We start from the raw sequence: 25355 nt of genomic DNA, 5'->3' as shown, positions 1-25355 counted from the left end.
GACGGCTCTCGACTCACTATCGCCGATCGCGTCTCTCGCGTTCCGTTATGAGGCGATTGTGCGTTGTGCTCCTTGTGCTTCCCCTTGTCAAGGAAAGTGGCCCCGATCCCTTGAACGAGGCAGTCGACGAGGGCCCGGTTGACCCGATTTCCTTGCGCGGAACGGGACTTGAGGTCGCTGCTGTCCACAGGGGCTCGCGATCGGGAAAAGTTATCCACAGGCTGTGCGAAAGATCTGTGGACTCGCGAAAGTGGCCGTTGCTCATCGCGGAGGCGGGCACTCCAAACCCTCCCTGTCCTCCCTTTCGGGTGGAAACGGGGCACTCGGTGTCACTCCGGAGGATGGAGGGCGAGAAACAGGTGGACGAAGGGTGACCTGGGCGTCTGTGGAGGGAGAAAGGGGCTGTAGACGGATTTGTCGACTGAATCCTCTTGTGATGTCGACTTGTCCCCAGGTCGAGAAGCGGACCTGTGGATAACTTCTGTGGACAACGAAAATCAGCAGGTATCACCGCCGGTGGCGGTCGTCAGAACCGGCCGTCCTGGCAGCGCGCCACCCAGTCCGCCGCCGCCACGAAGTCCTCGTCCGAGGTGCCCGGCCGCAGCGCGTCCACATCCGCCGACTCGACCTCCGCCCGCGGGTACGACCCGAGGTAGCGCACCTGGAGGCACGTCCGCTTCAGACCCATCAGGGCATCGGCGACCCGGCGGTCGGAGATGTGTCCCTCGGCGTCGATGCAGAAGCAGTAGTGGCCGATACCGGCACCGGTGGGCCGGGACTGCAGCAACATCAGGTTGATGCCCCGGGTGGCGAACTCGCCCAGCAGGTCGCGCAGGCCACCGGGGTGGTCGTCGCGCTGCCAGAGGACGACGGACGTCTTGTCCGCACCGGTCGGTGCGGCGGGCCTGGCGGGCCGGCCCACCAACACGAAACGGGTCTGGGCGTTCTCCGCGTCGTGGATGTCGGCTTCGAGGACCTCCAGGCCGTAGCGCTCCGCGGCGAACTCGCCGGCGAAGGCCGCGTCGTACCGGCCCTCCTGCACCAGGCGCGCGCCGTCCGCGTTGGAGGCCGCCGACTCCCAGGCGACGTCCGGGAGGTGCGCCTTGAGCCAGTTGCGGACCTGGGGCTGGGCGGCCGGGTGGGCGGTGACCGTCTTGATGTCCGACAGCTTGGTGCCGGGGCGGACCAGCAGCGCGAAGGTGATGGACAGCAGCACCTCGCGGTAGATCATCAACGGCTGGCCGGCGACCAGCTCGTCGAGGGTGGTGGTGATGCCGCCCTCGACGGAGTTCTCGATCGGCACGAACGCGGCCTCGGCCTCGCCGGTGCGCACCGCGTCGAGCGCGGACTGGACGGACACGTACGGGACCAATTCCCGGGTCGCCGTCTCCGGGAGGGTGCGCAGGGCGACTTCGGTGAAGGTGCCTTCAGGACCGAGATACGCGTAACTGGCTGGCATGACCTCACCCTAATGGGCCCGGGGAGAGCGGGCTCACGCGTCTCGCACATGCCCTTCCCCGGGGTGATTCCGGGCCGGTTTCACCCCTCCAGAAGCCGCTGTCCCACGTACTCTCCCTCCGCCGCGCCGCCCGGGACGGCGAAGAGACCGCTCGCCTCGTGCCGGATGAACGGCGACAGCGCGTCCCCCCGGTCCAGCTTGCGCTGCACCGGCACGAAACCGCGCAGCGGGTCCGCCTGCCAGCAGACGAAGAGCAGGCCCGCGTCCGGGACGCCGTCCGCGTCGAATCCGTCGTGGTACGAGAAGGGGCGGCGGACCATGGCCGCGCCGCCGTTCTGGTCGGGGCGCGTGATGCGGGCATGGGCGTTGATCGGAACGACCAGGCTCCCGTTCGCGTCCGTCTTCTCCAGGTCCATCTCGGTCGTCTCGGCGCCCCCGGACAGGGGCGCCCCGTCGGACTTGCGGCGCCCGATGACGTCCTCCTGGGCCTTGACCGAGAGCCGCTCCCAGTCGTCGAGGAGCATGCGGATGCGGCGCACGACGGCGTAGGAGCCGTTCGCCATCCACGCCTGCTCGGTCTTTCCGGGCTGCGCGGGGACGAAGATCCGCTCGTCGAAGTCGGGCTCGGCCGGTTTCGGGTTGCGGGTGCCGTCGACCTGGCCCATGAGGTTGCGGGTCGTCATGGGGTGGGCGGTGGCGCCGGGTGAGCGGTTGAAGCCGTTCATCTGCCAGCGGACCCGGGCGGCCGAGCCGGCGTCCCGCTGGATCGCGCGCAGGGCGTGGAAGGCCACCAGGGCGTCGTCGGCGCCGATCTGCACCCAGAGGTCGCCGTTACTGCGGTTCTTGTCGAGGTGGTCGGAGGAGAAGTCGGGCAGCGGGTCGAGCGCGACCGGGCGCCGCTGCTCCAGGCCGGTCCGGCCGAAGAAGCTGTGACCGAATCCGAAGGTGACGCTCAGCGAGGAGGGCCCCGCGTCACGGGCCACGTCCGTGTCGCGGGTTCCGGCCGGTTCGCCGGCCATCAGGCGCCGGGCGGTGTCGGACCAGCGGCGCAACAGCGCGGCGGCCTCCTTGCGGCCGGCCCCCGCCCTCAGGTCGAAGGCGACGAGGTGGCCGCAGGCCTGCGTCGGTGTGGTGATGCCGGGCTGATGTTTCCCGTGAAACATCACCTCCTCACTGCCCAGTGAGGTGAGCGGCGTGGCCGCGGAGGAGGGCGCGGCGGCATATCCCGCGGCGGCGCCGGCCGTGCCGAGCACGAGCCCGGTGGCACCGGCGGTGCCGAGGAGCCGCCGCCGGGAGATGCCGTCGCCGGAGGCGGTGTTCTCAGGGCCGAGAGGCTCGGGCCCGCCGGGCGCCTCGCGGGGCGCGCCGGGGGCTCGGGTCTCCGGGATGGACTGGTCAGCCATGGTGCGGTTCAGCCGATCTGCGCGTTCTTGGAGACGGTCACCTGGTCGATGTCGGAGGTCCGTACGGTGACGGCGACCTCCCAGTCGCCGGCCATCGGAACCTGCACTCCGCTCGCCGACCAGTGTCCGGTGGTGATGTGGTCGGGGGCGACGGGCAGGGGCCCGACGCCCTTGGCCTTGAGGGTGAAGGCGACCTTCACCTCCGGGACGTCGTAGGCGCTGCCGTTCGGGCGCTCGACGTAGAGGTGCAGGTCGTTGGCGCCCACGCGCGCGGGGTCGAGCTCGACGCGCACGACGCCCTTGCCGTTCTGGCTGCCGGTGTCGAAGGGCATGTCCAGGGTCACCGCTCCGGTGGAGGGGGCCGGTGCGGAGGTGGCGGACGGGGTACCGGCCTCGGCCTCCTGCTCGGTCCTGCCCGGCTCGGTCTGGGTGAGGATGGTGGTCACGACGAGCAGGACGACGGCGACGCTCGCCTCGGCCAGCACGGAGCGACGCAGTCCGAAGCGGTGGGGGTCGGCATCGCGTTGCCGCTTCTGCCGGGCGGCGTCCACGGCCGCACGCTGCCGGGCCAGCTGGGCGGCACGCTGGGAGGCACCGGGGCCCTCCGACGTCCCGGACGTCTTCTTGGAGCCCTTCTTCGTCCCGGATGTCGTCCCGGTGGCCTTCGAAGCCCCGGTCGCCGCCTCGGTGGCCTTCGAAGCCCCGGTCGCCGCCTCGGTGGCCTTCGAAGCCCCGGTCGTCGTCCCGGTGCCCTTCGACGCCTCGGTCGCCGTCCCGGTGGCCTTCGAAGCCCCGGTCGCCGCCTCGGTGGCCCGTGCCTTGGCGGGCGGGCGGCCGGCGGACGCCTTGACCCGCTCCTCGTCCCGCTGACGGACCACCGCGGGCGCCGTCTCCGCCAGCCGCGCCGTCCACCGACGCGAGAGGTAGGCGATGCCCACCAGCACCGCCACGAGCCCGATCTTGAGGAGGAGCAGCTGCCCGTACCGCGTGTCGGTGAACGCCGTCCAGGAGCCCAGCTGACGCCAGGCCTGATAGGTGCCCGTCGCCACCAGCGCGACCACGCTGCCGAAGGCGACGCGCGAGAACCGGCGTACGGCCGAGGCGGGGACCGGGGAGTCCGCGGGCGCCCGGTACAGGGCGACGAGCAGCGTGGTGAGCCCGCCGAGCCAGGCGGCGACGGCGAGCAGGTGGACGACGTCGACGGGCATGGCGAGCCCGGCCTGAAGGCCCACGGAGGCGTGCTCGGACATCGCCCAGGTGGCCGCGAGGCCCGCCGCGACGACCGTCCCGCCCACTGCGAGCCCGAAGGTGAGGTCCCGCTTCTCCTCGTCCTCACGCTTGTCGTAGGCGCCGAAGAGCACGGCGACGAACAGCGCGGCCGCCGCGAGCAGCAGCAGCCGGGAGACCAGTGAGGCGCCGGTCTTGGTCTGCAGCACCTCGCCGAGCAGGCTCAGGTCGAAGACGTCGCCGATCTTCCCGGAGCCGGTGTACGAGCCCCGCAGCAGGAGCAGCAGCAGGGTGGCGGAGGTCAACGCGAGCCATCCGGAGACGACCAGCCGCTGCACCGCCCGTACCCCCGAGCCCCGCGACCAGCAGCCGAGGACGAAGGCGGCGCCGCCCACCAGCACGGTGAACCCGGCGTAGGACACGTACCGCCCGATGCCGTACAGCCAGCCGACGACGCCGCCGCCGGCGTCCGTGGTGGAGACGGAGACGGAGGTCTCGGACGGGGCGCCGATGGAGAAGGTGTAGGCGCCGGCGACGGGATGGCTGTCGGCGGAGACGACCTGGTAGGTCACGGTGTACGTGCCGTCGGGCAGCCCGGCGTGCAGTTTCACCGTGTAGGCCGTGCCGCCCGTGCCGGACGGGCTGCCGTCGTCGACGCGCCTGCCCTGGGGGTCGAAGACGCGCAGCGAGTCGTCGTCCATGGAGACCGACTCGGAGAACGTGAGCGACACGTGGTCCGGCGCCTTGTCGACCACCGCCCCCTGCCGGGGGTCGCTGCCGGTCAGCGCGGCGTGTGCGGAGGCCGGACCGGCGCCGGCGAGCAGCGCGCAGGCCGCGGCCAGGAGCAGCAGCACCAGGGTCCGGACGCGTGGGGCGATGGTCTGCGTCAAGGTGGTCCCTCCCTCAGTGTCCGGAGTGATCGGCGTCGGGCCGGTACGTGGCCGCCTTCACGGGCAGCTCGACCGTGACGGGGTCCGAGTGGGCGAAGCGCAGTTCGACGGAGACCGTCTGTCCCTCCTGGGGCCGCCGCTTCAGGTTCTCGAACATCAGATGGTTGCCGCCGCTCTCGAGCACCAGCCGGCCGTGGGCCGGAACCGGGAGGCGGTCGACCTCCCGCATCGTCCCGTCGACGGTCTCGTGCACGGTGACGTCACCGACGTCGCTGGTGACGGAGGTCAGTTCGTCACCGGAGTCGCCCTCGTTGGTGACGGTGAGGAAGCCCGCCGCCATCGAGGCGGAGACCGGCTGCGGTATGTAGGCGGCGCCGACGGAGAGTTCGGCCCCGGACGCCGAGGAGTCCGAACCGGAGTCCGAGTCGCCGCAGCCCGCGAGGACCAGGGCGCCGATCATCGTCACGGCGGCGAGAGCGGGGCGGCCCCTCACGGGTTCTCCCCCTTGACGAGCTCGGGGAGGTCCTCGGTGTAGTCCTCGACGCCGGCGTCCTCGCCGTAGAGGACGTAACCCGCGTCGGACTTCGGGGAGAACGCGACGACCTGGGTGCCGTGCGTCGAGACGACCTTGCCGTCCTTGTCCTTGGTCGGCGGGTCGATGGAGATGCCGAGGGTGCGGGCGCCGGCCTGGATGGTGGCGAAGTCGCCGGTGAGGCCGACGATCTGCGGGTCGATGCCCTTGAGCCACTCGCCGAGTGCGGCCGGGGTGTCGCGTTCCGGGTCGGTGGTGACGAACACGATGCGGAGCTTGTCCTGGTCGGCCTGGGAGAGCTGCTTCTTGGCCACGGCGATGTTGTTCATCGTCAGGGGGCAGACGTCGGGGCAGTGCGTGTAGCCGAAGTAGACGAGGGTGGGCGCGCCGGCGGTCCGCTCGCGGAGGTCGTACTTCTTGCCCTGGGTGTCGGTGAGGACCAGGTCCGGCTTCTCGAAGGGCTTGTCGAGGACGGTGGCCGCCTGCGTGCCGGCCTCCTCGGAGACCGTGGTGACGGGCTTGTCGCTGTCGGAGCCGCTGCCGCAGGCGGACAGGGTGAGGGTGGCGGCGGCGAGCAGGGCGGCCGCGGCGAACGTCTTCTTGCGCATAGAGGAATGTCCCAGATGTGAGGTGCTCCGGTGCGCGCCGGGGCTCCGCCTGACCGGCGGAGGGACCCGGCGCGCACCGGACGAGAGGATGCGCCGGCGTTTCAGGCCGGCGCACCGGCGCGGGCGTCGTTACGCCGAGGCACCGGTGTTGCGCCGACGTCCGGCCAGCACGCCGTAGGCGACGCCCGCGGCGCCGACGACGATGCCGACGACGCCGAGGACACGTGCGGTGGTGTCGCTGCTGTCACCGGAGCCGGAGCCGGAGTCGGACGCGGTGTCGGCGGCGGTGTTCTGGGCGGCGGCCTCGGTGTCGTCGGAGGCCTTGGCGCCCGACGCGCCGTGGGCGTCGTCCTCGGCGGCGGACAGCTTGAGCACGGGCGCCGGGGTCTCGGGCTCCTCCTGACCCTCCTGCGGAACCTCGATCCAGCGCACGACCTCCTTGTTGGAGTACGTCTGGATCGCCTTGAACACCAGCTCGTCGGCGTCCTCGGGCAGCGCGCCGACGGAGACCGGGAACTTCTGGAAGTAGCCGGGCTCGACGCCCTTGCCCTCGGCGGTCCAGGTGACCTTGCTGACGACCTCGGTGAGCTGCTTGCCGTGCGCATCCAGCGGCTTGTCCAGCTTGGACTTGGTGACCTCCGCCTTCCAGCCGGGCACCGGCTGCGGCATCACGGACGCCAGCGGGTGGTCGGCGGGGAAGTTGATCTCCAGCTTGGTGGTGGAGGCGTTGTCGCGCTCGTTGGGGACCTTGAAGTTCACGGTCGCGTAGCCGCCCTTGGCGGCCGTGCCCTCCGGCTGCACGCTGACGTGCGCGAAGGCCGGGGCGGACAGGGCGAGGACGGCGATGCCGGAGACGGCGCCGGCGGCGGCGATGCGAGAAGCCTTCATGGACGGAACACTCCGCTTCGAGTGGGTCACCGGCGCTGCGCCGGTGACGGATGACGGGAGGGGTGCGCGCACGCGCGCGTGCCGCACGACGGCGGGCCCTCCGTGCTCCGGGCGGGTGCCGTACCGGCGGTCAGGTCCGAGGGCGCGGCCGTCGGTCGGGAACCGGCGGTGGGAACCGGCGGTCGTGGACCGATGGGCAGGCCGAAGGACAGGGCCGACGGGCCGGCCGAGGCCGGTCGCCGACGGGCAGAGCCAGGGGCGGTGCCGGTGGGCGAAGGCCGACGGGCCGGAGCGGAGCGGTGGTCGCGTCGTGTCAGGCGGCGAGGGAGAACGCCTCGCGCGGCGGGCCGCGCCTGGTCACCGTGTGATGGAGTGCGGTGGTGCGCGGCCGGGGCGGCACCGGCAGCGCGGTGAGCGGCAGCCGGGGCCCCGTGCCGGGGCTGCCGGCGAGCCCGGCGTGCAGGGCGCGCACCAGGGAGAGGGCCGCGCGCAGGCCGCGGACGAGCGCCGCCTCGGCCACCGAGTGGGCCGAGTGCGTGGAGAGTTCCACGAGCCGGGCCAGGGCCAGGTCCCCGCGCCGCAGCAGCCAGCCGGCGGCCAGGGCCGCGAGGACGTGGCCCAGCAGCATGGGCAGCGAGGGCACCAGCGAGCTCGTCGAACCCGCGGTCGACAGGAGGTCGGCGGGGTGGTGCGCGGCCTCGGCGTGGGCGCCGGTGCCCGGGGCGATCCGCGCGTCGCTGAGGATCCGCTGGGCCTGGGCCGGGCTGATCGCCGCCGCGGTCGTTCCGCAGACCAGCCGCGCGGCCTGCTCGACGAGCGAGGCGTCGGCCACGGCGCCCGGTCCGCCGGTGGCCAGTGCGCCCGGTGCGCCGGCGGAGGCGGCGGCCGTGCCGGACGCCGTGTTCGCCGTGCCGCCGTGCTGGCCCAGTCCGAACAGGATGTGCAGGGCCGTCTGGCCGACGGTCAGCAACGCCGCGATGCAGGGCAGTGAGCGCCGGCGCCCGGCGAGGGGTGCGGCGACCACGACCGCCCCGAGGAATCCCGCGCCCAGGGACCACGGCGGAACCGTGGCACAGGAGGCGAGCGTGTGCCCCGCCGCGGCCAGCACGACGCAGACCGCGGCGAACACCGCGGCCCGCAGGACCCGGGTCTCGTTCCCGGAGCGCGCCGTTGGCGGGTGGGGGGCAGTCATGGCGGGCTCATCATCGCACTGGCACCCCTCGCGCCGTACGGCAGGTCCACAAGATGCCGTACGACCGGAAGATCACTCTCTGGTGCGAGCCGTCCCACATACACCGATCGGCGGCAGGGCCACATCCGCCATATGAGCGGTCTCATGCGGTCTGCGCGCTTACGCAGAGGCACGGGGGGCAATACGTAACGGTATGTCGAGCCGCGGCCGGGAGGCTGGAGCATGAGCATCTGGTGGTCACTCCATTTGCGGCGCGAGGCTGCGAGCGTGCCCCTGGCCCGCCGCCTGCTGATCGGCACCATGGAGACCGCGGGCGTCGACCCCGACATCTCCTTCGACCTCTCTGTAGCGCTGAGCGAGGCCTGCGCCAACGCCGTGGAGCACGGCGGGGACGCCGGACCCGGCGGCGGCCCCTCGGAGGCGTACCGCGTCACGGCCTACCTCGACGGCGAACGCTGCCGCATCGAGGTCGCCGACACGGGCCCGGGATTTCCCGCGGCCGCCCCGGGCCGGGCGCAGGGAGCGGCGCGCCCGGTGTCCGCCGACGCGGAGCACGGCCGCGGCCTGTGTCTCATCCGGGAACTCGCCGACCACGTCCACATCGGCAGCACGCCCGGCCGGGCGGGCGCCGTGGTGAGCTTCGACAAGGTGCTCAAGTGGCGCGCGGACGCTCCGCTGGTGGCGGTGTGACCACGGCCTCGCCCCGCTGAGCTCGTCGAGGGCCGCGCCCTCCACGCCCTGGGACATGACGACGGCCGGGCACCTGGTGCGGTGCCCGGCCGTCGGAGCGCGGGTCAGCCCTTCAGGGCCGCCATCCACTCCTCGACCTCGTCCGACCGGCGGGGCAGCCCGGCGGACAGGTTCCGGTTGCCGTCAGCGGTGACGAGGATGTCGTCCTCGATGCGCACGCCGATGCCCCGGTACTCCTCGGGCACGGTCAGGTCGTCGGCCTGGAAGTACAGGCCCGGCTCGACGGTGAGCACCATGCCGGGCTCCAGCGTGCCGTCGACGTAGGACTCCACGCGGGCGGCGGCGCAGTCGTGGACGTCCATGCCGAGCATGTGCCCGGTGCCGTGCAGCGTCCAGCGGCGCTGCAGGCCCAGCTCCAGCACCCGCTCGACGGGGCCCTCGACCAGGCCCCACTCGACGAGCCGCTCGGCCAGCACGCGCTGGGACGCGTCGTGGAAGTCGCGGTACTTGGCGCCCGGCTTCACGGCCGCGATGCCGGCCTCCTGGGCGTCGTACACGGCGTCGTAGATCTTCTTCTGGAGCTCGCTGTAGCGGCCGTTGATCGGCAGCGTGCGGGTGATGTCGGCGGTGTAGTACGTGTGCGTCTCCACGCCCGCGTCGAGCAGCAGCAGGTCGCCGGAGCGGACCGGGCCGTCGTTGCGTACCCAGTGCAGGGTGCAGGCGTGCGGGCCGGCGGCGCAGATCGAGCCGTAGCCGACGTCGTTGCCCTCCACGCGCGCGCGGAGGAAGAAGGTGCCCTCGATGTAGCGCTCGCTGGTCGCCTCGGCCTTGTCGAGGACCTTCACGACGTCCTCGAAGCCGCGCACGGTGGAGTCGACGGCCTTCTGCAGCTCGCCGATCTCGAACTCGTCCTTGACCAGGCGGGCCTCGGAGAGGAAGACGCGCAGTTCCTCGTCGCGCTCGGCGGTGACCTTGTCGGTCAGCGCCGCCTCGACACCGGCGTCGTACCCGCGCACGACCCGCACCGGCCCGGTGGCCTCGCGGAGCGATCCGGTCAGCTCGCGGACGTCGGAGGCGGGGATGCCGTAGCGCTTCTCGGCCTCGGTGAGGGAGTGGCGGCGGCCGACCCACAGCTCGCCCTGGCCGTCCAGCCAGAACTCGCCGTTCTCACGGTCGGAGCGCGGCAGGAGGTAGACCGTCGCGGTGTGGCCGTCGCCCTCGGGCTCCAGGACCAGGACGCCGTCCTCGGTCTGGTTGCCGGTGAGGTAGGCGTACTCGACCGAGGCGCGGAAGGAGTACTCCGTGTCGTTCGAGCGGGTCTTCAGGTTGCCGGCGGGGATCACCAGGCGCTCACCGGGGAAGCGGGCGGACAGGGCGGCGCGGCGGGCGGCGGTCTCGGCGGCCTGGGGGATCGGCTCCAGGTCGCGCAGCTCCGTGTCGGCCCAGCCGGACTTCATGTTCTCGGCCAGCTCGTCGGACACGCCCGGGTACAGGCCGTTCTTGCGCTGCTTGACCGGCTCGTCACCGGCCGCGTCAGCGGCGTCCTCGAGCGCGGCTTCCGGGGTCTGCGGGTTCTCCGAGATCTCCGGGTTGAGCTCCTCCGCCACGGTCATCCTCCTTGATACGGCACTGGACCACCCCCCATCGTACGGTCGTACGGAAGGGGGCCCAGGGCCGAAGGGCCCGTTACACGGAGGCACGGCCGTCCGCTGTGGGCGACGAGACCGGCGCCGGTGTCCGTTGTCCGAACCGGGCCGTCGGCCGGATCACTCGAACCTGACCGCCAGCAGGACCACGTCCTCCTCGGAGTCCTCCTCGCCCTTCCCGTCCGGCAGCATCGTGCGCAGCACGTGTGCGGCGACCGCGGCCGGGTCTCGGCGCTCCGCGCGGGGGACGCCGGCCGCCGCCGCGTGCAGCCGGGCGAAGGCGCGGTCGGCCGGGTCACCGGTGCGGTGCAGCAGCCCGTCGGTGTACAGCAGAACCGTCTCTCCCGGTGCGACCTGGAGTTCCACGCTCGGCGCCTCCCAGCAGGCGAGCATGCCGAGCGGCGCGGAGACGGACGTCTCGACGAACTCCGTGCGCCGCTCCCCGATCAGCAGGGGCGGGCTGTGCCCGGCGCCGGCCAGGGTGATCCGGCGCAGCGCGGGCTCGCAGTACCCGAACAGGGCGGTGGCGGAGCGGGCGGGTTCGGTGAGCCGCAGCAGCAGCTCCAGGTCGGACAGGACGGCGACCGGGTCCTCGCCCTCCATCACGGCGTACGCCCGCAGGGAGGCGCGCAGCCGTCCCATCGCGGCGACCGCGCTGGGGCCGGACCCGGTGACGGACCCGACGGCGAGACCGAGCGCGGCGTCGGGCAGGGGCAGCGCGTCGTACCAGTCGCCGCCGCCCCGCGGACCGGTGTGGTGCCGGGCGGCGAGCTGGACGCCGGGCACCCGCGGCAGGCGGGAGGGGAGCAGCTCCTCGGCCATCGTCGCCATGGACGCGCGCGTGCGCTCGACCTCCAGGAGGCGGGCCAGGTGCTGGGTCGCGTACCGGACGTAGAGGCCGGCGAGGTGGCGTGGCCGCTCACCCGGTTCGGCGGGTTCGTCGTAGAGCCATACGGCGGCTCCCAGACGCCCGGCGCCTTCGGCGGCCAGCGGCAGCGTGTAGCTGGCGGCGTAGCCGAGACGGGCGGCGACCTCGCGGTGGCGCGGGTCGAGGCCCTTCTCGGCGAACAGGTCGGGCTCGGCGATCCCGCCCTCGCCGACCGGCAGTCCGTCGAGGATCCGCCCGTACGACACGGAGCCGCGGGGCACGGTCTCGATGTGCCCGAGGTCGGCGCGGGCCAGCCCGAGGCCGATGGTGGTGTCCGGGCCGAGACCGTCCGCCGGTTCCAGGACGACGAGACCTCGCCGGGCGCCCACCAGGGCGGCACCGGCGCGCAGCATCTCCTGGAGGCCTTCCGTGAGGGAGCCCGTACGGACCAGTCGCTCGGTCAGCTCGTGCAGCGTCGTGAGGTCCGAGACCCAGCCGGCCAGCCGGTCCTGCAGCAGGGTGCCGGGGGCGCAGGGCGCGGCGTGGGTGTCCGTGGCCGCCGGGGCGTCCGCGGTGTCTGTGGGGTCCGGAGCGGTGGCCGGGGAGGCGGACGCGACAGTGTGTGCGGGGGACGGAACCGTTGAATCGATTCCGGCCACTTTCGCGGGGTGCGGGGCGTTCATGGCGTCCGGCCTCCCGACCGGCGCTTACTGCTCAAAAGCATCGCAAACCCCCATGTCATTCTGCGCCGCCAGCAGTGTCTCCACATGTACACGCACTCGTAAGGAGATGTCCAGCATTGTCCTGCTGGGATTCCTGGTGTCCGTGAGGTGTGGACGGCTTTCTTCCCGGCCTCTTGCGTAAATGCGAAATTGGCTTGAAACTGCCCCGGAGGACGGCTTGTTGCGGTCGACTGGGGGTGCTTTACGGAGCGTCACAGCGGTCGTGATGGGTACGTACTCGGAGAAGGCCAGGGGTGGTCGGGGACCACCCGGAACCTGGCGGTGGACCCGGGCGTCCTATCCACCGACGACCGTGCCCCATCCTCCCGTGGTGGAGGCGGAGAGAAATACTCGGGACGGCAAAACGCCAGACTTCGCCACCCCCGCGCCACGCCCATGCTTTTGATGGACGCAGTGTGGACGGAACCGCCGCAGACGCAGTCAGTGCTCGGCCCAGAGGGGTTCCCCTTGCCGTCGGCGGGGGTGTGATGCGCCACCAGCTACGCACAGCGAAGAGATCGACACATGGTGATGTGACCACGGTGTTGCCAGGCGTGCAACGGAAAGGAACGAGCGCTCATGCGCGAGATCCTCGGAAGGCGACGCAGGCTCCTGTCCCGGCACGACGACGGACGGCCTGAGCTGATCGGCGCGGCCCTGACCTACGCGACGCAATGGCAGTGGCCCGTACTCCCGGGCGTGGCGGCGGACCCGCAGGCGCGGTCGCGCTGCGGCTGCCCTGACCCGGAGTGCACGGTGCCCGGCGCGCATCCCTTCGACCCGGGCCTCCTCGCGGCCACCACCGACGCGCGCATGGTGCGCTGGTGGTGGAGCAACCGGCCCACCGCGCCGATCGTCCTGGCCACCGGGGGCGCCGCTCCGTGCGCGGTCTCCCTGCCCGCGCTGCCGGCCGCCCACGCGCTGGCCGCGCTCGACCGCGCCGGCCTCAGGCTCGGCCCGGTCGTCGCCTCGCCCACCCGCTGGTCGCTGCTGGTCAAGCCGTACTCCATGGAGCAGCTGGGCGAACTGCTCTACGCCAAGGACTTCGTCCCCGGTTCCCTGCGGTTCCACGGCGAGGGCGGCTATCTCGCGCTGCCGCCGTCCGAGTCGGGCCGGGGTGCCGTCCGCTGGGAGCGGGCTCCGCTGCCCGGCTCCGCCTCGCCCTGGGTGCCCGACGTCGAGGCCGTGGTGGACGCGGTGGTCGACGCCCTCACTCGTACGGGTGTGAGCGCGCCCGAGTTGTAGGGGTGTCCGGCGCGCGGGGAAGTCCGCGCCCGTCCGCGGTCGTTATCGTCCGCCCATGCCGCTTCATGCTGGGAAGCACCGCGCCGCCGGGCCGCGCCGTCGCGGGCCGGACCGCGGCAGGCCGGACCGCGGGCGGGTCCGTGTGTACGGGCTCGTCGCCTTCGTGGCGGGCGCGGTCGTGCTGCCGTTCGCCGTGGCGTCCGCGGGGCCCCCGGGAGGCACGGCGGAGGGCCCGGGCGACCCGCCGACCGTCCGTCTCCTCCCGCGGGGCGGTGACGGCAAGGTGCCCGGGGGAGCGGACCGCGTCCCCTCGCAGGCCGGCCCCGTCCGCTCCGCGCTGCCGCCCGGTCCGGCCACCGCGCTGCGCTGCGGTCCCGCGCTCACCTCCCCCGAGGGTGTCGAGGCGCAGACCTGTGTCCTCACGCAGGGGGCGGAGACCTGGGCGCGGACCTACTACCGCAACGCGACCGGCGGCCCGCTGGAGTCCGTGCTGAGCCTCATGGGGCCCGAGGGGCGCAGTGTGCGGATGCGCTGCGCGGTGGGTGCCGAGGACGAGCCGGGCACCTGTGAGACACCCCGGGAGCCGCTTCGGGGCGGGCCGGCCCAGTACACGGCCGTCGCCGAGTTCGCGGGCCGGGCCGGGTACGGGCCGCTGCTGCTGCGTACCGGGAGCAACGGGAGTCACCGGGCCGACGGCGGACACCGGGCCGAGGGCGCCTGGGGCGGCGGGCGTGACGGCGGCGACGGGGGCGACTGAGCGGCGGCGGCGACACGGGCGACCGGAGGGGCGGTGGCGGCGCGGGTGGCCGGAGGGTTGCGGCGCCGGGGACCGAGGAGGCCGGGCGGCCGACTCCCTTGTGCGAACGGGGAGTTGAGAGGCGACTGCGGTGCGTGCGCGACCGGGCGCATGAAAAGACCCGGTTGCTGGCGACGGGGGATGCACCAGCAACCGGGCTACTCGAACGGTAACAAGAGATCGGCGGTTAGCAAATTCGATCTCCTGTTTTCCGGTCACGTACTGGCTTGACTCCACCGGGAGTTGTGACCGGAGTCACGCGTTCCTCGACCGGAGTCCCGGCTGACCGGTCGGTCAGCCGGAGCGGCGCCCGTGACGCTGTGTCAGCTGAGGGTGACCTGCCGGTTGGTCAGGCCGCCCCGTGCCCGGCGCTCGTCGGGCGTGAGCGGGGCGTCCGTGCCCAGGGCCTCGGCAAGGCGCTCGGCGAACTCCGCCGCCGGCTTCTCGACGTCCTGCGCGGTGACACCGCTGGGCAGGTCCCACACCGGGACCGTGAGCCCGTGCGCACGGAAGGAGCCGACGAGGCGGGTGCCTTCGCCGAGGGAGGACCGGCCGGCCGCGTGCAGCCGGGCAAGAGCGTCCAGAAGCCGCTCCTCCTCGTGGGGCATGACCCAGCGCAGGTGGTTCTTCTCCGGCGTCTCGCACCAGTAGGCGGCGTCCACGCTCTGCAGCCGGACGGTCGGGATGGCCGCGGCGTTGGCCCGCTCCAGGGAGGCGGTCACCTCCGGTGTGGCGTTCTCCGCGTCCGGGACCCAGAACTCGAAGCCCGAGTGCACCGTCGGCTCGAACGACCCCTCGGGGGCGAGCAGGTCCTGCAGCCGCGGGCCGTCGGCGGGCGCCCGGCGGCCCTGTACCGGGTTGCCCGGCTCGGCGGTCAGCGCCCGCTGGAGGGTGTCGGCGAGGTCGCGGCTGATGTCACCCGACGCCGTGTCGTTCTGCAGGCCGAGCAGGACGGTGCCGTCGTCGCGGCGCAGGGCCGGCCAGGCCATCGGCAGCACCGTGGCCAGGGTGACGGAGGGGACGCCCTCGGGCAGGCCGTCCTTCAGGGTCAGCTCGACCGTGGCCGCCGGAACCAGCTCACGCAGGGCCACCCAGTCGCACTCGCCGGGCAGCCCTTCGAACGGGCGCTGCACCAACTCGGTCGTGGCGTGCGCGGCGGCCCGGCCGTGGCAGGCCTTGTAGCGGCGGCCGCTGCCGCAGGGGCAGGGCTCGCGGGCGCCGACGACCGGGATCTCTCCGTCGGTGAGCTGCGGCCGCTTGGCCTTCGTCTGGGGTCGCTTCTTGGCCATCGTGGGTGTCTCCCGGTTGCGGCTCAATCCGTACGGGCGCGAGCCTAGCCGTTCACGCCGTGACCGACGGGACCCTGTGGACAACGGGCCGCCTGCGGGCGACCCCCGTCCGGGACGGCTCCGGGGCCCGTGACCGGGGGCGGCTCCGGGAGCCGTGGACGGGGGGCCCGCGTGCCGGCGGCCGTGCACAGCGGCCCGCCTGCGGGCGCCCGCTTCCAGGCGACCGTCCCCGGGTGTCCGAGTCGGGCGACCCGCGTCGCGTGCCCGCGCGCCCGCGTGCCGGTGCTCGGCTGCGGCGACCCGCCTCCGCGTGCCCGTGCGCGGCGGTCCGCCTTCGGGGCCCCTCCGGGTCACCCGTACCGAGGGCCCCTGTCCGCTCCCCCGCGCTGTACCTTCTCCCGCTCCGGGTGTTCCCCGCGGACTCCCCGCGCGAGCCGACTCGCCGGCTCGCGCCGGGACGGGAGGGTCAGCCGAGGTCGTCGAAGGCGTCGGCGAAGTCCAGGCCGGGCATCTCGGAGACCGCGGGCGCCGTGATCCGGGTGGCGAAGTCGTCGCGGCGGTGCGCGGCGTCCGGGTCGTGCACGTCGTCGTGGACGACGACCCAGACGGTGACCTCTCCGCGGGCGTCGTCCCGCACGCCCCAGTCGTCGGCGAGCGCGGTGATGATGTTCAGCCCGCGGCCGCCGCGTGCCGTGATCGAAGGGGTCGCCGGTGCCGGGCGGGTCGGACCGCCGCCGTCCGTGACCTCCACGACGAGCCGGCCGCCCGCGTCCACCTGCCACGCGGCACGGACGTCGCCGTCCCCGGCCAGGGCGCCGCCCAGTGGCCTGCCGTGCTTGCACGCGTTGCTCAAGAGCTCCGAAAGAACCAGTACGGCATCGTCGATGACCGATTCCGCCACACCGCCGCTGCGCAACTGCGCCCGCATGCGGTGCCTCGCTTCCCCCACGCCCGCAGGGCCATGGGGAACGGCCATGCTCGACGACGTGGGCACTTCCTGTGCCACCACCAACGCCACCCCCGAGACCTCCTTCGCCCCACGCCACGGTGTGGATGCCCTTCCGGCCTGGACCGGAAACCGGCCGCTCTCCGTGCAGTGACGCATTCGACACGGTCGAACACGTACCGAACGCGCCGGAGTACTCCCCGTAATCGCATGGCTGGATTTCATCGGTGTGGCCGAGACCGGAGAATGCGGCAGTCGGCCCGCCGGGTCAAGGGCTGCGGCCGAATCAGTGGCCGAGCTGGTCGCGTACGGCCCGTGGCCGGTTGGTGATGATGGCGTCCACGCCCAGGTCGACGCAGAGATCCACGTCCGCGGGGTCGTTCACCGTCCATACGTGCACCTGGTGGCCGGCCTGCTTCAGGCGCTCGATGTAGGTGGGATGGTTGCGCACGATACGGATCGAGGGACCCGCGATCCGGACACCGGCGGGCAGCCGTCCGTCGCGCAGCCGGGGTGAGACGAACTGCATCAGGTAGACCGTCGGCAGGGTCGGCGACGCCGCCCGGACCCGGTGCAGCGAGCGCGCCGAGAAACTCATCACGCGTACCGGGGACTCCGCCGCCGAGGCCGGGGCGTCGAGCCCGAACCGCTTCAGGAGCAGCAGCAGCCGCTCCTCCACCTGCCCGGCCCAGCGCGTGGGGTGCTTGGTCTCGATGGCCAGCTCCACCCGCCGTCCCGCGTCGGACACCAGCTGGAGCAGGCGCTCCAGGGTCAGTACGGAGGTCTCCTCCCGGTCCTCGGGCCGGTGCTCCCAGTCGGGCTGCTCGTCACGCGTGCGCCAGAACTCCCGCGTCCTGCGGGCGCCGAAGTCCAGCGCGGCCAGGTCGGCGAGCTCCAGCGCCGAGACCGCGCCCCGGCCGTTGGACGTACGGTTGACCCGCCAGTCGTGGACGCAGACCAGGTGGCCGTCGGCGGTCAGGCGGACGTCGCACTCGAGAGCGTCCGCGCCGTCCTCGATCGCTTTCCGGTACGCGGCCAGGGTGTGCTCGGGCGCCTCCTCGGAGGCTCCCCGGTGGGCGACGACCTGAGTCCGGTGCTGTCGTGCGTGGGTCACCGCGTCATGGTGCCACCGCGTGCGGGTAGACGTGCCACCGGAGTCATCGACCGTCCGTCCGTTTAGTCTTGGATGACCGATGTAAAGGTCGACCGTGAACCCACAGCAACCGCTTATGGTGCTCTGACGGCCCGTGGGAAAAGCTGATGGCATACAAAAACACCGCGCGTCTGTATCGCGCCGGCCCAGGGAGCGACGCGTGAGTGGGGCCGAGCGCGACCGCCGTGACCGAGAAACAGCCGTGGAAGCCGTGGAACGAGGAGAGAAGCTGTGAGCACCGAGAACGAGGGCACCGCGGTACCCCCGGCCCCGTCCGCGCCCCCCGCGCCGGTGGACACTCCCGCTGCCTCCCCCCAGCCGGCCGCGCCGCACCCGGAGCAGCCACCGACGCAGGCGCCCGCGGCCGCGCCGTACGACGGTTACGGAGCGTTCGCCGCGCCCGCCGCCCACGCACCGCAGCAGCCCGCGCCCGAAGGCACGGGCACGGGCGCGCCTCACGGGCACACGGCGCCCGACGCCTCCTGGCCCCCGCCCCCGCCGCCGGGCACTCCGGCGTACGGCGGTGGCGGTGCCGGTGGCGGCCAGGGCGGCTGGGGTGCCTCGTACCAGCCGCCCGGGCCGAAGCCGGGCCGCGGTCGCGGCGGCCTGGTCGCCGGGCTCCTGATCGCCGCGCTGGTCGCGGGCGGTCTGGGCGGCGGCCTCGGCTACACCCTGGCCAAGAACAACGACGAGACCGGTTCGACGACGGTCTCCGCGTCCGACACCGGCGGCTCCCTCAAGCGCGACGCGGGCACGGTCGCCGGCGTGGCCGCCAAGGCGCTGCCCAGCACGGTCACCATCCAGGCCGAGGGCAGCAACGGCGAGGGCGGCACCGGCACCGGCTTCGTCTTCGACAAGCAGGGCCACATCGTCACCAACAACCACGTGGTGGCGGAGGCGGTCGACGGGGGGAAGCTCAGCGCGACCTTCCCCGACGGCAAGAAGTACGCCGCCGAGGTGGTCGGCCACGCCCAGGGCTACGACGTGGCGGTCATCAAACTCGAGAACGCCCCCTCGGACCTGAACCCGCTCCCCCTCGGCGACTCCGACAAGGTGGCGGTCGGCGACTCCACGATCGCCATCGGCGCCCCCTTCGGCCTGTCGGACACGGTGACCACGGGCATCATCAGCGCCAAGAACCGGCCTGTGGCCTCCAGCGACGGCAGCGGCAGCAGCAAGGCGTCCTACATGAGCGCGCTGCAGACCGACGCGTCGATCAACCCGGGCAACTCCGGCGGCCCGCTGCTGGACGCCCAGGGCAACGTCATCGGGATCAACTCCGCGATCCAGTCCACGAGCAACGGCGGCTTCGGCACCGGCCAGTCCGGTTCGATCGGTCTGGGCTTCGCGATCCCCGTCAACCAGGCCGAGTTCGTCGCCAAGCAGCTGATCAAGAGCGGCAAGCCGGTGTACGCGAAGATCGGCGCCTCCGTCTCCCTGGAGGAGACGGCGAACGGGGCCAAGCTCACCGAGCAGGGCGTCAACGGTTCCGATCCCGTCGAGTCGGGCGGTCCCGCCGCCGACGCGGGCCTCAAGCCCGGTGACGTCATCACGAAGCTCGACGACCGCGTGATCGACAGCGGACCGACCCTGATCGGCGAGATCTGGACCCACAAGCCCGGTGACAAGGTCACGGTCACCTACGAGCGCGGCGGCAAGGAGCGCACGACCGAACTCACCCTCGGCTCCAAGCTCGGTGACGACTGACCGTCGCCCCCACCACCACGCCACCGACCCCGGCGCCCGGGCCCCGCACAGGGCCCGGGCCCGGTAGGCTGTAGCCGCTCCGCCCCAGGTGGACGGTGCGCGGGTGGGTTGCCCGAGCGGCCTAAGGGAACGGTCTTGAAAACCGTCGTGGCAGCGATGTCACCGTGGGTTCAAATCCCACACCCACCGCAGCGATAGGGCCCCTGACCAGGCTTTACGGTCGGGGGCCGTCGTCGTATGCGCTGTCCGTCGAACACCGCTGTCCCCCGCGATTTCCCGGCCGATCGGGCACGGAAGGGGCACGGCTGGGGCATGCCCTGAGGGCCCTTGCCGCCTAGTCGCCAAGGTCATTCGCGTTTGGATCATCGGACTCTGACCCTGTGCTGTAATCCTCCGAACGACAATGAGTTGGGCGGATGGGATACGGGGGACGGGGCATGGCTGCTCGGATCCGGCGTGCTGCCGGGATGTGTCTGCTGGCGGCGATCCTGCCGCTGTCTGGTTGCGATGACACGGACGGCATAGACACTAGGGATCGGGCAGCTGCGATTGAGGCTGCCCGATCGTTCGAACAAGCCTACGTGGATCGAGATTTTGAGGCCGCCTGCGAAGCCGGGACCAAGCGCCTGTTGCACAGCCTGGGGGCAGACACCGTAGCCGAGTGCATCGAGATCTACGATGTGCCCCCGCGTCGTACTTACTCGTACAGCAGGGTGAGTATCGGTGAGGCACTTGAGGTTCCATCGTTCGGCCGCCACCCTGCCGGAATCGGACTGCGGGCGACCATAGAGCGAGGTCAGCCAGACCCCTTCAGCTATCACACCGCGCTGCGGCTGGTTCCTGGGGCCAACGGCACGTGGCTCGTCGATCAGGCAGCCCACCTCATCGCCGTCGACGACAGCGACGCCGAGGGCACGGATGCTGAGCGCCGCACGTTGGCTGACCGTACGGACGCCAAGGCCGTACGAGCCGCACTTGAGAGCGAGTGACTTACGCCCGGCTGATCGGAATCTCGTACACGATCTCGCAATGCGCGGCTGGCACCACGATGTCCGCCGTCTCGATCGGCCGTCCCTGGTCGCTGTAGTACGTCCGCCGGATGTGCGTGACGAGGGCGGCCTTCTGGATGCCGAGGAGTGACGCCTCCTCGGCGGTCGCTTGCCTGGGCTCGGGCTGCTCCACTGCATGGCTCACCGTGATGCCGATGGCGGCCATCCGATTCACGACGCCTGCACCGGCGTGCGGCCCTCCCTCGGGGAGGACGACGAGACTGCCGGCGGTGAGGTCGTACGGCTCCCAACTGGTCGAGAGCTGCACGGGCCTGCCGTCGGCCAGGAACTCATACGCGGTCCGGACGCACAGCTCGCCCTCGGCAATACCGAGCCGGGCGGCGATTTCGGCCGGGGCCGGCACCTTGGCGTCGGTCCTGCTTTCCCAATCGCCTTGCCTGCCGACGGCCTTCATGTCCGCTCGGAACGGCGACCCTTCGGGCTGCTCGCGCGCCGACGACCGCACCACGCGCACGCGCTGCCGGGGCTCAGCGACGTAGGTACCCGAACCGGCTCGGCCCTCCAGCACGCCTTGCGAGATCAGCCGTTCGCCCTGCGGCGCGTGGACATCGACGTGTCCGGCGGCTTCGTCCTGGTCGACGAGAACCTGGCCGAGGCGAACGGCTCGCTGGTCTTCGACACTCCCAAGTCGCATCAGAAGCGACTGCTCCGCGTGGGCCCGTCCCTTGCCAAGCGGCTGGGCCGGCACTTGGAGACTCTGCCCGGCGGGGATGACGCGCTCCTCTTCACGACCCCTGGCGGCAAGCCCCTGCGCTACAACCAGTGGCGCAAGGCGTACTTCGATCCTGCTGTCTCGGCTGCTGGCCTGACCGATGTCACCCCGCATGATCTGCGTGCCTCGCACGGCACCTGGGTCGCCGACCGGTACGGCGTGATGACCGCTGCCCACCGACTCGGCCACTCGAACGCCAGCGTTACCACCCGCCACTACGCCCGGCCGGTCGCCGGTCGCGATGATCAGGTGGCGGAAGCGGCGGACACCTGGCTCCACGGGGCGGACACCGGCGACGGCTCCGCGGGCGCCGTTTCGGATTGATCGCCGCGCGACTCAGTTGGCCGGCCCCTGACCATGCACCTGGTCGGGGGCCGCCTTCATGCCTGAATGTCCTTGGACGTTCCGGCCCGGCCCACGGTAGAACCCAGGGTGTGACCGTCTTCTATTGCGCCAAGTGCGGAACAGCCCTCACCGGGGACCTGGTGGCGCTCCCGGCCGTTCCACGGGTGGATGACCCAGACGATGGCAGGGACGGGAAGACCGGTCGGGCTCGATCCACTGTCCCCAACGGGCATTACGCCATCGATCCCGAGCCGTGGGGTGCCCCGTTCGTTATCGCTGATGAGTCCCATCACCTCGTCGGCAGTGGTGGGCGCGAACTGCTGCGGGTTGCCAGCACCGGCGTCACGGTGTCTGCCGGGTGGCGTGACAGCTTCGTCGTGCACCCGGACGATGTCGTGCCGCGCCTCGAAGCTTTCGAGCTGGGGAACAACTGGCTCGGGTGCTGCGGGCCCACTGGTGCGCATGGGCCCAACCTGGCGTGCTGCTGCGGCTCCCGCCTGGCCACCTGGGCGGCCGACTGCATGGGCCCGAATGAACTCCACCTCGACCCAGTCCGTGTTTACGCCTGGCATGAGAATGGACCGGCAGACGGTCAGTGACCGACTGGCACATGAGGCACGACCTTGTCCGAGGGGCACGCAGCGGGCACAACGATGGCGACCACGGCCCCGGTGGAGCGCAAGTAGCAGTCTGACCTGCGGGGGACGTCCAAGTGTCCCAGGACGCCGAAAGGTCTTGAAAACCGTCGTGGCAGCGATGTCACCGTGGGTTCAAATCCCACACCCACCGCAGTGAGTTGACGGCCCCTGACCAGGTGAATCGGTCGGGGGCCGTCGGTGTGTCCGTGAGGGTGACGCGGCCCGTCCTCGGTCACCTTCCTCGACGGCGCCGGTCCGCGGCGCCGGGCCGTGGGGGCGGTCCTGGTGGGCGGGTGCGTGGTGACCGGCGGGCTTGTCGCCGTGGGCGTCTTCGTGGGGCGAGGAGGCGGGACTGTGACAGGCCTGTGGCCGGAAGTGTGGCTTCCGCCACGGCCGTCGAGGGGCGGGGCTGGTGGGCTGGGGCGATGCGTATTCTCCGGCTCCGAGTGCCGCTCGCGGTCTCCGGTGCTCTCCTCGCCAGTCTCCTGATCGGTGCCTGCGGTACCCAGAACGCCGCGTCCGGAGGGGGCGGAGCGGGAGAGGAGAGCGGGCCGGGGAGCCGGTGCGGGACGCAGGCTTCCGGCGCAGCCGGGCCGGAGCACGACGGGGTGCGGATCGTCGGCACGGCCGAGCGGAGCGACGGCCCGAGTGCGGGTCCGTCGTCCGACGGCGGAGCGACCCGGCGCCCCGGGGTGTCCGTGACGGCGGACAGCCTTCCGGGGCTGCCGGGGGCGAGCGCGTCCTCCGGCGCGGAGGGCGGGTCCGCGTGTGTGGTCGCGTACGCGGTGACCAACCGGGGGGCCGAGCCCTTCACCTACACCATCACCTTCTCCCTGACGGACGACCAGGGCAGGGCGATGTCCGACGTCACGGAGACGGTTGCTTCCGTGGCCGCGGGGCGGACCGTGCGGCGCACGCTCGATGAGGTCGGACACCTGAGTGATCAGCGCCTCGATGCGGCACACGTGCGCATCCTGGACGTGAAGCGGGTGCCCGCCGACGAGGCTCCGGCCGCCGCCGGTTCCTGCCCGCCGTCCGGGCTGCGGCTCACGGCGGACGAGGGCGACGCCGCCATGGGGCTGCGTGTGGTGGGGCTGCATCTGGAGAACTGCGGCGCCCGTCCGTACTCCGTCGAGGGATATCCGGTGCTTCAGCTGCTCGACGAGGAGCTGGCACCGGTCGAGGGGATCGAGATCCTGCGCGGCACCGAGGGCATCCCCATGGCGGGCGGGGGAGAACCGGTCCGGCGGGTGACCTTGCGGCCGGGCGAGTCCGCCGGGGCGAGCATGGCGTGGCGCAACACCACCCAGTTCGGGGAGGCGGTGACCGTGCCGTACGTCAGGGTGCGGGCCGCGTCCGGTTCCGATCCCGTCGTGGTCGCGCCCCATCTCGATCTCGGCACCACGGGCGAACTCGGCGTCGGTCCCTGGCGGAAGGAAGAGGCCGGCGGCGTGCCGGACCGGCCTCAGAGCTCGTAGTCCCGGGCCAGGCCGGTCCAGTCCACGTCCCGCAGGGCGGGCTCCGTGTCCCGCGCCGAAGGGACGCGTGAGGTGGGCTGGAACCAGACGACGGTCAGTCCGGAGCGGTGCAGGAACGGGTCGTTGGCCGGATCGAGGGCCGCGGAGGAGAAGCGTCCCACGCAGGCCACGCGCGGCAGCACCTCCACCGGGCCGAAGGCGCCCGCGTACTGGTCCGGGTACTCGCGCGCGGGCGGCACCAGATGCACCGGCGTGGCAGGGGACATCCGCTCGGCGGTGTGGACGAGCTCCCTGATGCGCAGGTCGTTGACGGGGCCGCACGGGTAGCCCTCCGACAGGCCTCCGTACGTCGACGTGAGGTGCAGTTCGGCCAGGTCGACGCTGCGGCCGGAGGACAGGACGACCCGGGTCAGGGACAGGGCCGGCACTCGGGGGCGGTCGTGCATGAAGGGCTTTCGGGGTTCGTGCCGAGGGGGGCGGGGGTGTGGGGGCGTAAGCGGGGGTGAGGGCGTGAGCGGGGGTGGAGGGCGTGAGCCGGGTGTGAGCGCGGACGGGGGCGGCGAGTGGGAGGGCGGACGCGGTCGGCGGAGGTGAGGCGGAGCGGTCGGCGGGGGTGAGGGCGGACGCGGTCGGTGGAGGTGAGGGCGGACGCGGTCGGTGGTGAACGGGCTGGGACGAGGGCGGACGCAGTAGGTGGGGGCGGGAGCTCCGGGCCGTCGGGTCAGGGGCGGTGGCCCGTCATACGGGCCGCGGACGCGATCGTCGCGCGGGCCTCGCGTTCGGTCAGGCCGGTGTCGAGGGCCGCGTCCACCAGCGGAGCGACGAGCGCCGGACCGATGCCGTCCTCGTAGGCACGGCAGGCGGCCCAGAAGAGGCGGGTGTTGCGCTGGCCCTCGTGGGCGGCGAGGACGAACTGGACGAGCCCCTGACCGTGTTCCCCGGTCCCGGCCGGGGACGGCCGGGGGGTGCGGGGCGGGGGGAGCAGGAGGCGCAGCAGCGCGGGAGGGCAGGCCGCGGGCGCGAGGTGGGCCGTGCCGGGCGCGGCGGTGTACGTGCCGTGCCGGGTGCGGGAGCCGGGGCCGACCAGGTAGCCGCCGGCGCCGCGGATGTCGATGCCGGGGGCCAGGCGGCCGGCCGAGTTGGGCACGACGGCGTCGGGCGGGCCGCTCAGCCACAGGTGGCGGCCCCCGCTGGGGGTCAGGACGACGACCGTCGGCGGGATCGTGAACAGGTGGCGCAGGGCGAGTTCGCGCAGGGCGGCCGAGGAGTCCGTCTCCGACTTGGTGTCCAGGTCGACGCCGATGAGGTGGTGCGGGGGCAGGCCGCAGGCGATGCCGTAGCCCGTGGCCCAGGGGGCGGCGGCGAAGAGTTCGCGGATGCGGGCCGGGTCGGTGGCGGCGTCGTGGACCCCGTGGCCGAGGCGGCCGCACTCGCCGTGGCAGGGGGCCGGGGCCGGATCGTCGCGGTGGGGGGAGCGCAGGGCCGGGAGCTTCGTCCGGGACAGGGGGATGACGGCCAGCCCGCGTTCGGCGGCTGACAGGGCATGGGCGAGGGCCAGGGTCGTGGCCTGCCGGTCGGTGGTGGCCATGCGTCTATGTTCGTACGTACGTTCGAAAAAGGGAAGGGCGGCCGCGCGCGACGCGCCGGGGAGGTGTGAGGGGCGGAGAAAGTGGCGGAACGCTTCACCTCTTGTGGCGCTTGGGGTGTTCCTGTCCGTGCTGCCCCGAGGTGGCGCGGAAGGGGGGGCAAAGGGGTTTATCGACTTGTCCTCACGCTTGAGGGCGAATCGGGGCTTCCGGGGTGGTTCGCCGGGGATTCGGTGGGCAACTCTGATCACGCGACGTCGTGCAC

General features: G+C 72.5%; 23 protein-coding genes, 2 tRNA genes and 1 pseudogene. 10 read left to right on the top strand and 16 right to left on the bottom strand.

The window, feature by feature from the left end; translation table 11 throughout:
* Positions 1 to 526 precede the first annotated feature (526 nt).
* The 7 genes from pheA to SAM23877_RS17525 all read right to left on the bottom strand — a co-directional run bounded on the left by pheA (position 527) and on the right by SAM23877_RS17525 (position 8199).
* Positions 527 to 1459 (bottom strand): prephenate dehydratase, encoded by a 933-nt coding sequence (gene pheA, locus SAM23877_RS17555; protein ID WP_053133764.1) that lies wholly within the window; start codon positions 1457 to 1459, stop codon positions 527 to 529.
* A gap of 80 nt (positions 1460 to 1539) precedes the next feature.
* Complete coding sequence (gene efeB, locus SAM23877_RS17550; RefSeq protein ID WP_053133761.1) at positions 1540 to 2862, bottom strand: iron uptake transporter deferrochelatase/peroxidase subunit; 1323 nt, start codon at positions 2860 to 2862, stop codon at positions 1540 to 1542.
* Positions 2863 to 2870: 8 nt separating this feature from the next.
* On the bottom strand, positions 2871 to 4979 hold the full coding sequence (locus SAM23877_RS17545; protein WP_053133758.1) for a copper resistance protein CopC: 2109 nt from the start codon (positions 4977 to 4979) through the stop codon (positions 2871 to 2873).
* Positions 4980 to 4992: 13 nt separating this feature from the next.
* The gene (locus SAM23877_RS17540; RefSeq protein WP_053133754.1) at positions 4993 to 5472 is read right to left on the bottom strand and encodes a copper chaperone PCu(A)C; all 480 of its coding nucleotides are present in this window, start codon (positions 5470 to 5472) and stop codon (positions 4993 to 4995) included.
* Positions 5469 to 6119: an SCO family protein gene (locus SAM23877_RS17535; protein ID WP_053133751.1), complete on the bottom strand. Its 651-nt coding sequence runs from the start codon at positions 6117 to 6119 to the stop codon at positions 5469 to 5471. The genes SAM23877_RS17540 and SAM23877_RS17535 overlap by 4 nt, the downstream gene beginning before the upstream one ends.
* A gap of 129 nt (positions 6120 to 6248) precedes the next feature.
* Positions 6249 to 7007: a YcnI family copper-binding membrane protein gene (locus SAM23877_RS17530; RefSeq protein ID WP_053133748.1), complete on the bottom strand. Its 759-nt coding sequence runs from the start codon at positions 7005 to 7007 to the stop codon at positions 6249 to 6251.
* Positions 7008 to 7320: 313 nt separating this feature from the next.
* Positions 7321 to 8199, bottom strand: coding sequence for a hypothetical protein (locus SAM23877_RS17525; RefSeq protein ID WP_053133744.1), 879 nt, complete (start codon positions 8197 to 8199; stop codon positions 7321 to 7323).
* Between the two features lie 222 nt (positions 8200 to 8421).
* Here SAM23877_RS17525 and SAM23877_RS17520 point away from each other — a divergent pair, with 222 nt between their 5' ends.
* Entirely contained in the window at positions 8422 to 8889 is a 468-nt protein-coding gene (locus SAM23877_RS17520) for an ATP-binding protein (RefSeq protein ID WP_053133741.1), read from the top strand.
* A gap of 104 nt (positions 8890 to 8993) precedes the next feature.
* On the opposite strand, the gene SAM23877_RS17515 is transcribed toward SAM23877_RS17520, so the two are convergent.
* Positions 8994 to 10496 carry an aminopeptidase P family protein gene (locus SAM23877_RS17515; RefSeq protein ID WP_079030739.1) on the bottom strand — a complete coding sequence of 501 codons (1503 nt, stop codon included), beginning with the start codon at positions 10494 to 10496 and terminating at the stop codon, positions 8994 to 8996.
* Positions 10497 to 10655: 159 nt separating this feature from the next.
* Complete coding sequence (locus SAM23877_RS17510; protein WP_053133735.1) at positions 10656 to 12086, bottom strand: PP2C family protein-serine/threonine phosphatase; 1431 nt, start codon at positions 12084 to 12086, stop codon at positions 10656 to 10658.
* A 618-nt stretch (positions 12087 to 12704) separates the two neighbouring features.
* Between SAM23877_RS17510 and SAM23877_RS17505 the strand changes: the two genes are divergently transcribed.
* Together SAM23877_RS17505 and SAM23877_RS17500 are read left to right on the top strand one after the other, a co-directional pair.
* A complete protein-coding gene (locus tag SAM23877_RS17505) occupies positions 12705 to 13370 on the top strand; it encodes a bifunctional DNA primase/polymerase (protein ID WP_053133732.1) in 666 nt (221 codons plus the stop codon).
* Positions 13371 to 13425: 55 nt separating this feature from the next.
* Complete coding sequence (locus SAM23877_RS17500; RefSeq protein WP_079030270.1) at positions 13426 to 14127, top strand: hypothetical protein; 702 nt, start codon at positions 13426 to 13428, stop codon at positions 14125 to 14127.
* A 362-nt stretch (positions 14128 to 14489) separates the two neighbouring features.
* Here the strand turns inward: SAM23877_RS17500 and SAM23877_RS17495 are convergent, their stop codons facing one another.
* Complete coding sequence (locus SAM23877_RS17495; RefSeq protein ID WP_053133728.1) at positions 14490 to 15455, bottom strand: DUF5926 family protein; 966 nt, start codon at positions 15453 to 15455, stop codon at positions 14490 to 14492.
* A gap of 466 nt (positions 15456 to 15921) precedes the next feature.
* Positions 15922 to 16473 (bottom strand): ATP-binding protein, encoded by a 552-nt coding sequence (locus SAM23877_RS17490; protein WP_162492109.1) that lies wholly within the window; start codon positions 16471 to 16473, stop codon positions 15922 to 15924.
* Between SAM23877_RS17490 and SAM23877_RS41785 the strand changes: the two genes are divergently transcribed.
* Positions 16430 to 16555, top strand: a complete 126-nt coding sequence (locus SAM23877_RS41785; RefSeq protein WP_256359412.1) for a hypothetical protein — start codon at positions 16430 to 16432, stop codon at positions 16553 to 16555. The genes SAM23877_RS17490 and SAM23877_RS41785 overlap by 44 nt on opposite strands.
* Positions 16556 to 16687: 132 nt before the next feature.
* Here the strand turns inward: SAM23877_RS41785 and SAM23877_RS17485 are convergent, their stop codons facing one another.
* The gene (locus tag SAM23877_RS17485; RefSeq protein WP_053133723.1) at positions 16688 to 17515 is read right to left on the bottom strand and encodes a glycerophosphodiester phosphodiesterase; all 828 of its coding nucleotides are present in this window, start codon (positions 17513 to 17515) and stop codon (positions 16688 to 16690) included.
* A 270-nt stretch (positions 17516 to 17785) separates the two neighbouring features.
* Between SAM23877_RS17485 and SAM23877_RS17480 the strand changes: the two genes are divergently transcribed.
* The 3 genes from SAM23877_RS17480 (at position 17786) to SAM23877_RS17470 (ending at position 20250) form a co-directional block, all read left to right on the top strand.
* Positions 17786 to 19261, top strand: a complete 1476-nt coding sequence (locus SAM23877_RS17480) for a S1C family serine protease (protein WP_053133720.1) — start codon at positions 17786 to 17788, stop codon at positions 19259 to 19261.
* A gap of 102 nt (positions 19262 to 19363) precedes the next feature.
* A tRNA-Ser gene (locus SAM23877_RS17475) sits at positions 19364 to 19450 on the top strand.
* 248 nt (positions 19451 to 19698) lie between these two features.
* Positions 19699 to 20250 carry a hypothetical protein gene (locus SAM23877_RS17470; protein WP_159041985.1) on the top strand — a complete coding sequence of 184 codons (552 nt, stop codon included), beginning with the start codon at positions 19699 to 19701 and terminating at the stop codon, positions 20248 to 20250.
* 1 nt (position 20251) lies between these two features.
* Here the strand turns inward: SAM23877_RS17470 and SAM23877_RS17465 are convergent, their stop codons facing one another.
* Entirely contained in the window at positions 20252 to 20839 is a 588-nt protein-coding gene (locus SAM23877_RS17465; RefSeq protein WP_079030269.1) for a GntR family transcriptional regulator, read from the bottom strand.
* On the opposite strand from SAM23877_RS17465, the pseudogene SAM23877_RS17460 reads away from it, so the two are divergent.
* Positions 20726 to 21367, top strand: a pseudogene (locus tag SAM23877_RS17460) (tyrosine-type recombinase/integrase); the annotation flags it as partial. The gene SAM23877_RS17465 and the pseudogene SAM23877_RS17460 sit on opposite strands and share 114 nt — an antisense overlap.
* Positions 21368 to 21423: 56 nt before the next feature.
* On the opposite strand, the gene SAM23877_RS39660 reads toward SAM23877_RS17460, so the two are convergent.
* Positions 21424 to 21852 carry a hypothetical protein gene (locus SAM23877_RS39660; protein ID WP_159041984.1) on the bottom strand — a complete coding sequence of 143 codons (429 nt, stop codon included), beginning with the start codon at positions 21850 to 21852 and terminating at the stop codon, positions 21424 to 21426.
* A gap of 233 nt (positions 21853 to 22085) precedes the next feature.
* Between SAM23877_RS39660 and SAM23877_RS39655 the strand changes: the two genes are divergently transcribed.
* Both SAM23877_RS39655 and SAM23877_RS17455 read left to right on the top strand, forming a co-directional pair.
* A tRNA-Ser gene (locus tag SAM23877_RS39655) sits at positions 22086 to 22179 on the top strand.
* 545 nt (positions 22180 to 22724) lie between these two features.
* Positions 22725 to 23504: a DUF4232 domain-containing protein gene (locus tag SAM23877_RS17455; protein WP_244902957.1), complete on the top strand. Its 780-nt coding sequence runs from the start codon at positions 22725 to 22727 to the stop codon at positions 23502 to 23504.
* On the opposite strand, the gene SAM23877_RS17450 is transcribed toward SAM23877_RS17455, so the two are convergent.
* Entirely contained in the window at positions 23492 to 23950 is a 459-nt protein-coding gene (locus tag SAM23877_RS17450) for a hypothetical protein (protein WP_053133710.1), read from the bottom strand. The genes SAM23877_RS17455 and SAM23877_RS17450 overlap by 13 nt on opposite strands.
* Positions 23951 to 24225: 275 nt before the next feature.
* Positions 24226 to 25092, bottom strand: coding sequence for a bifunctional DNA primase/polymerase (locus SAM23877_RS17445; RefSeq protein WP_053133707.1), 867 nt, complete (start codon positions 25090 to 25092; stop codon positions 24226 to 24228).
* Positions 25093 to 25355 lie beyond the last annotated feature (263 nt).

It is taken from the genome of Streptomyces ambofaciens ATCC 23877 (genome assembly GCF_001267885.1).
Lineage (GTDB): Bacteria > Actinomycetota > Actinomycetes > Streptomycetales > Streptomycetaceae > Streptomyces > Streptomyces ambofaciens.
Note: the sequence above shows the minus strand (reverse complement) of the source record. Positions and strands in the feature narration are given on the sequence as shown.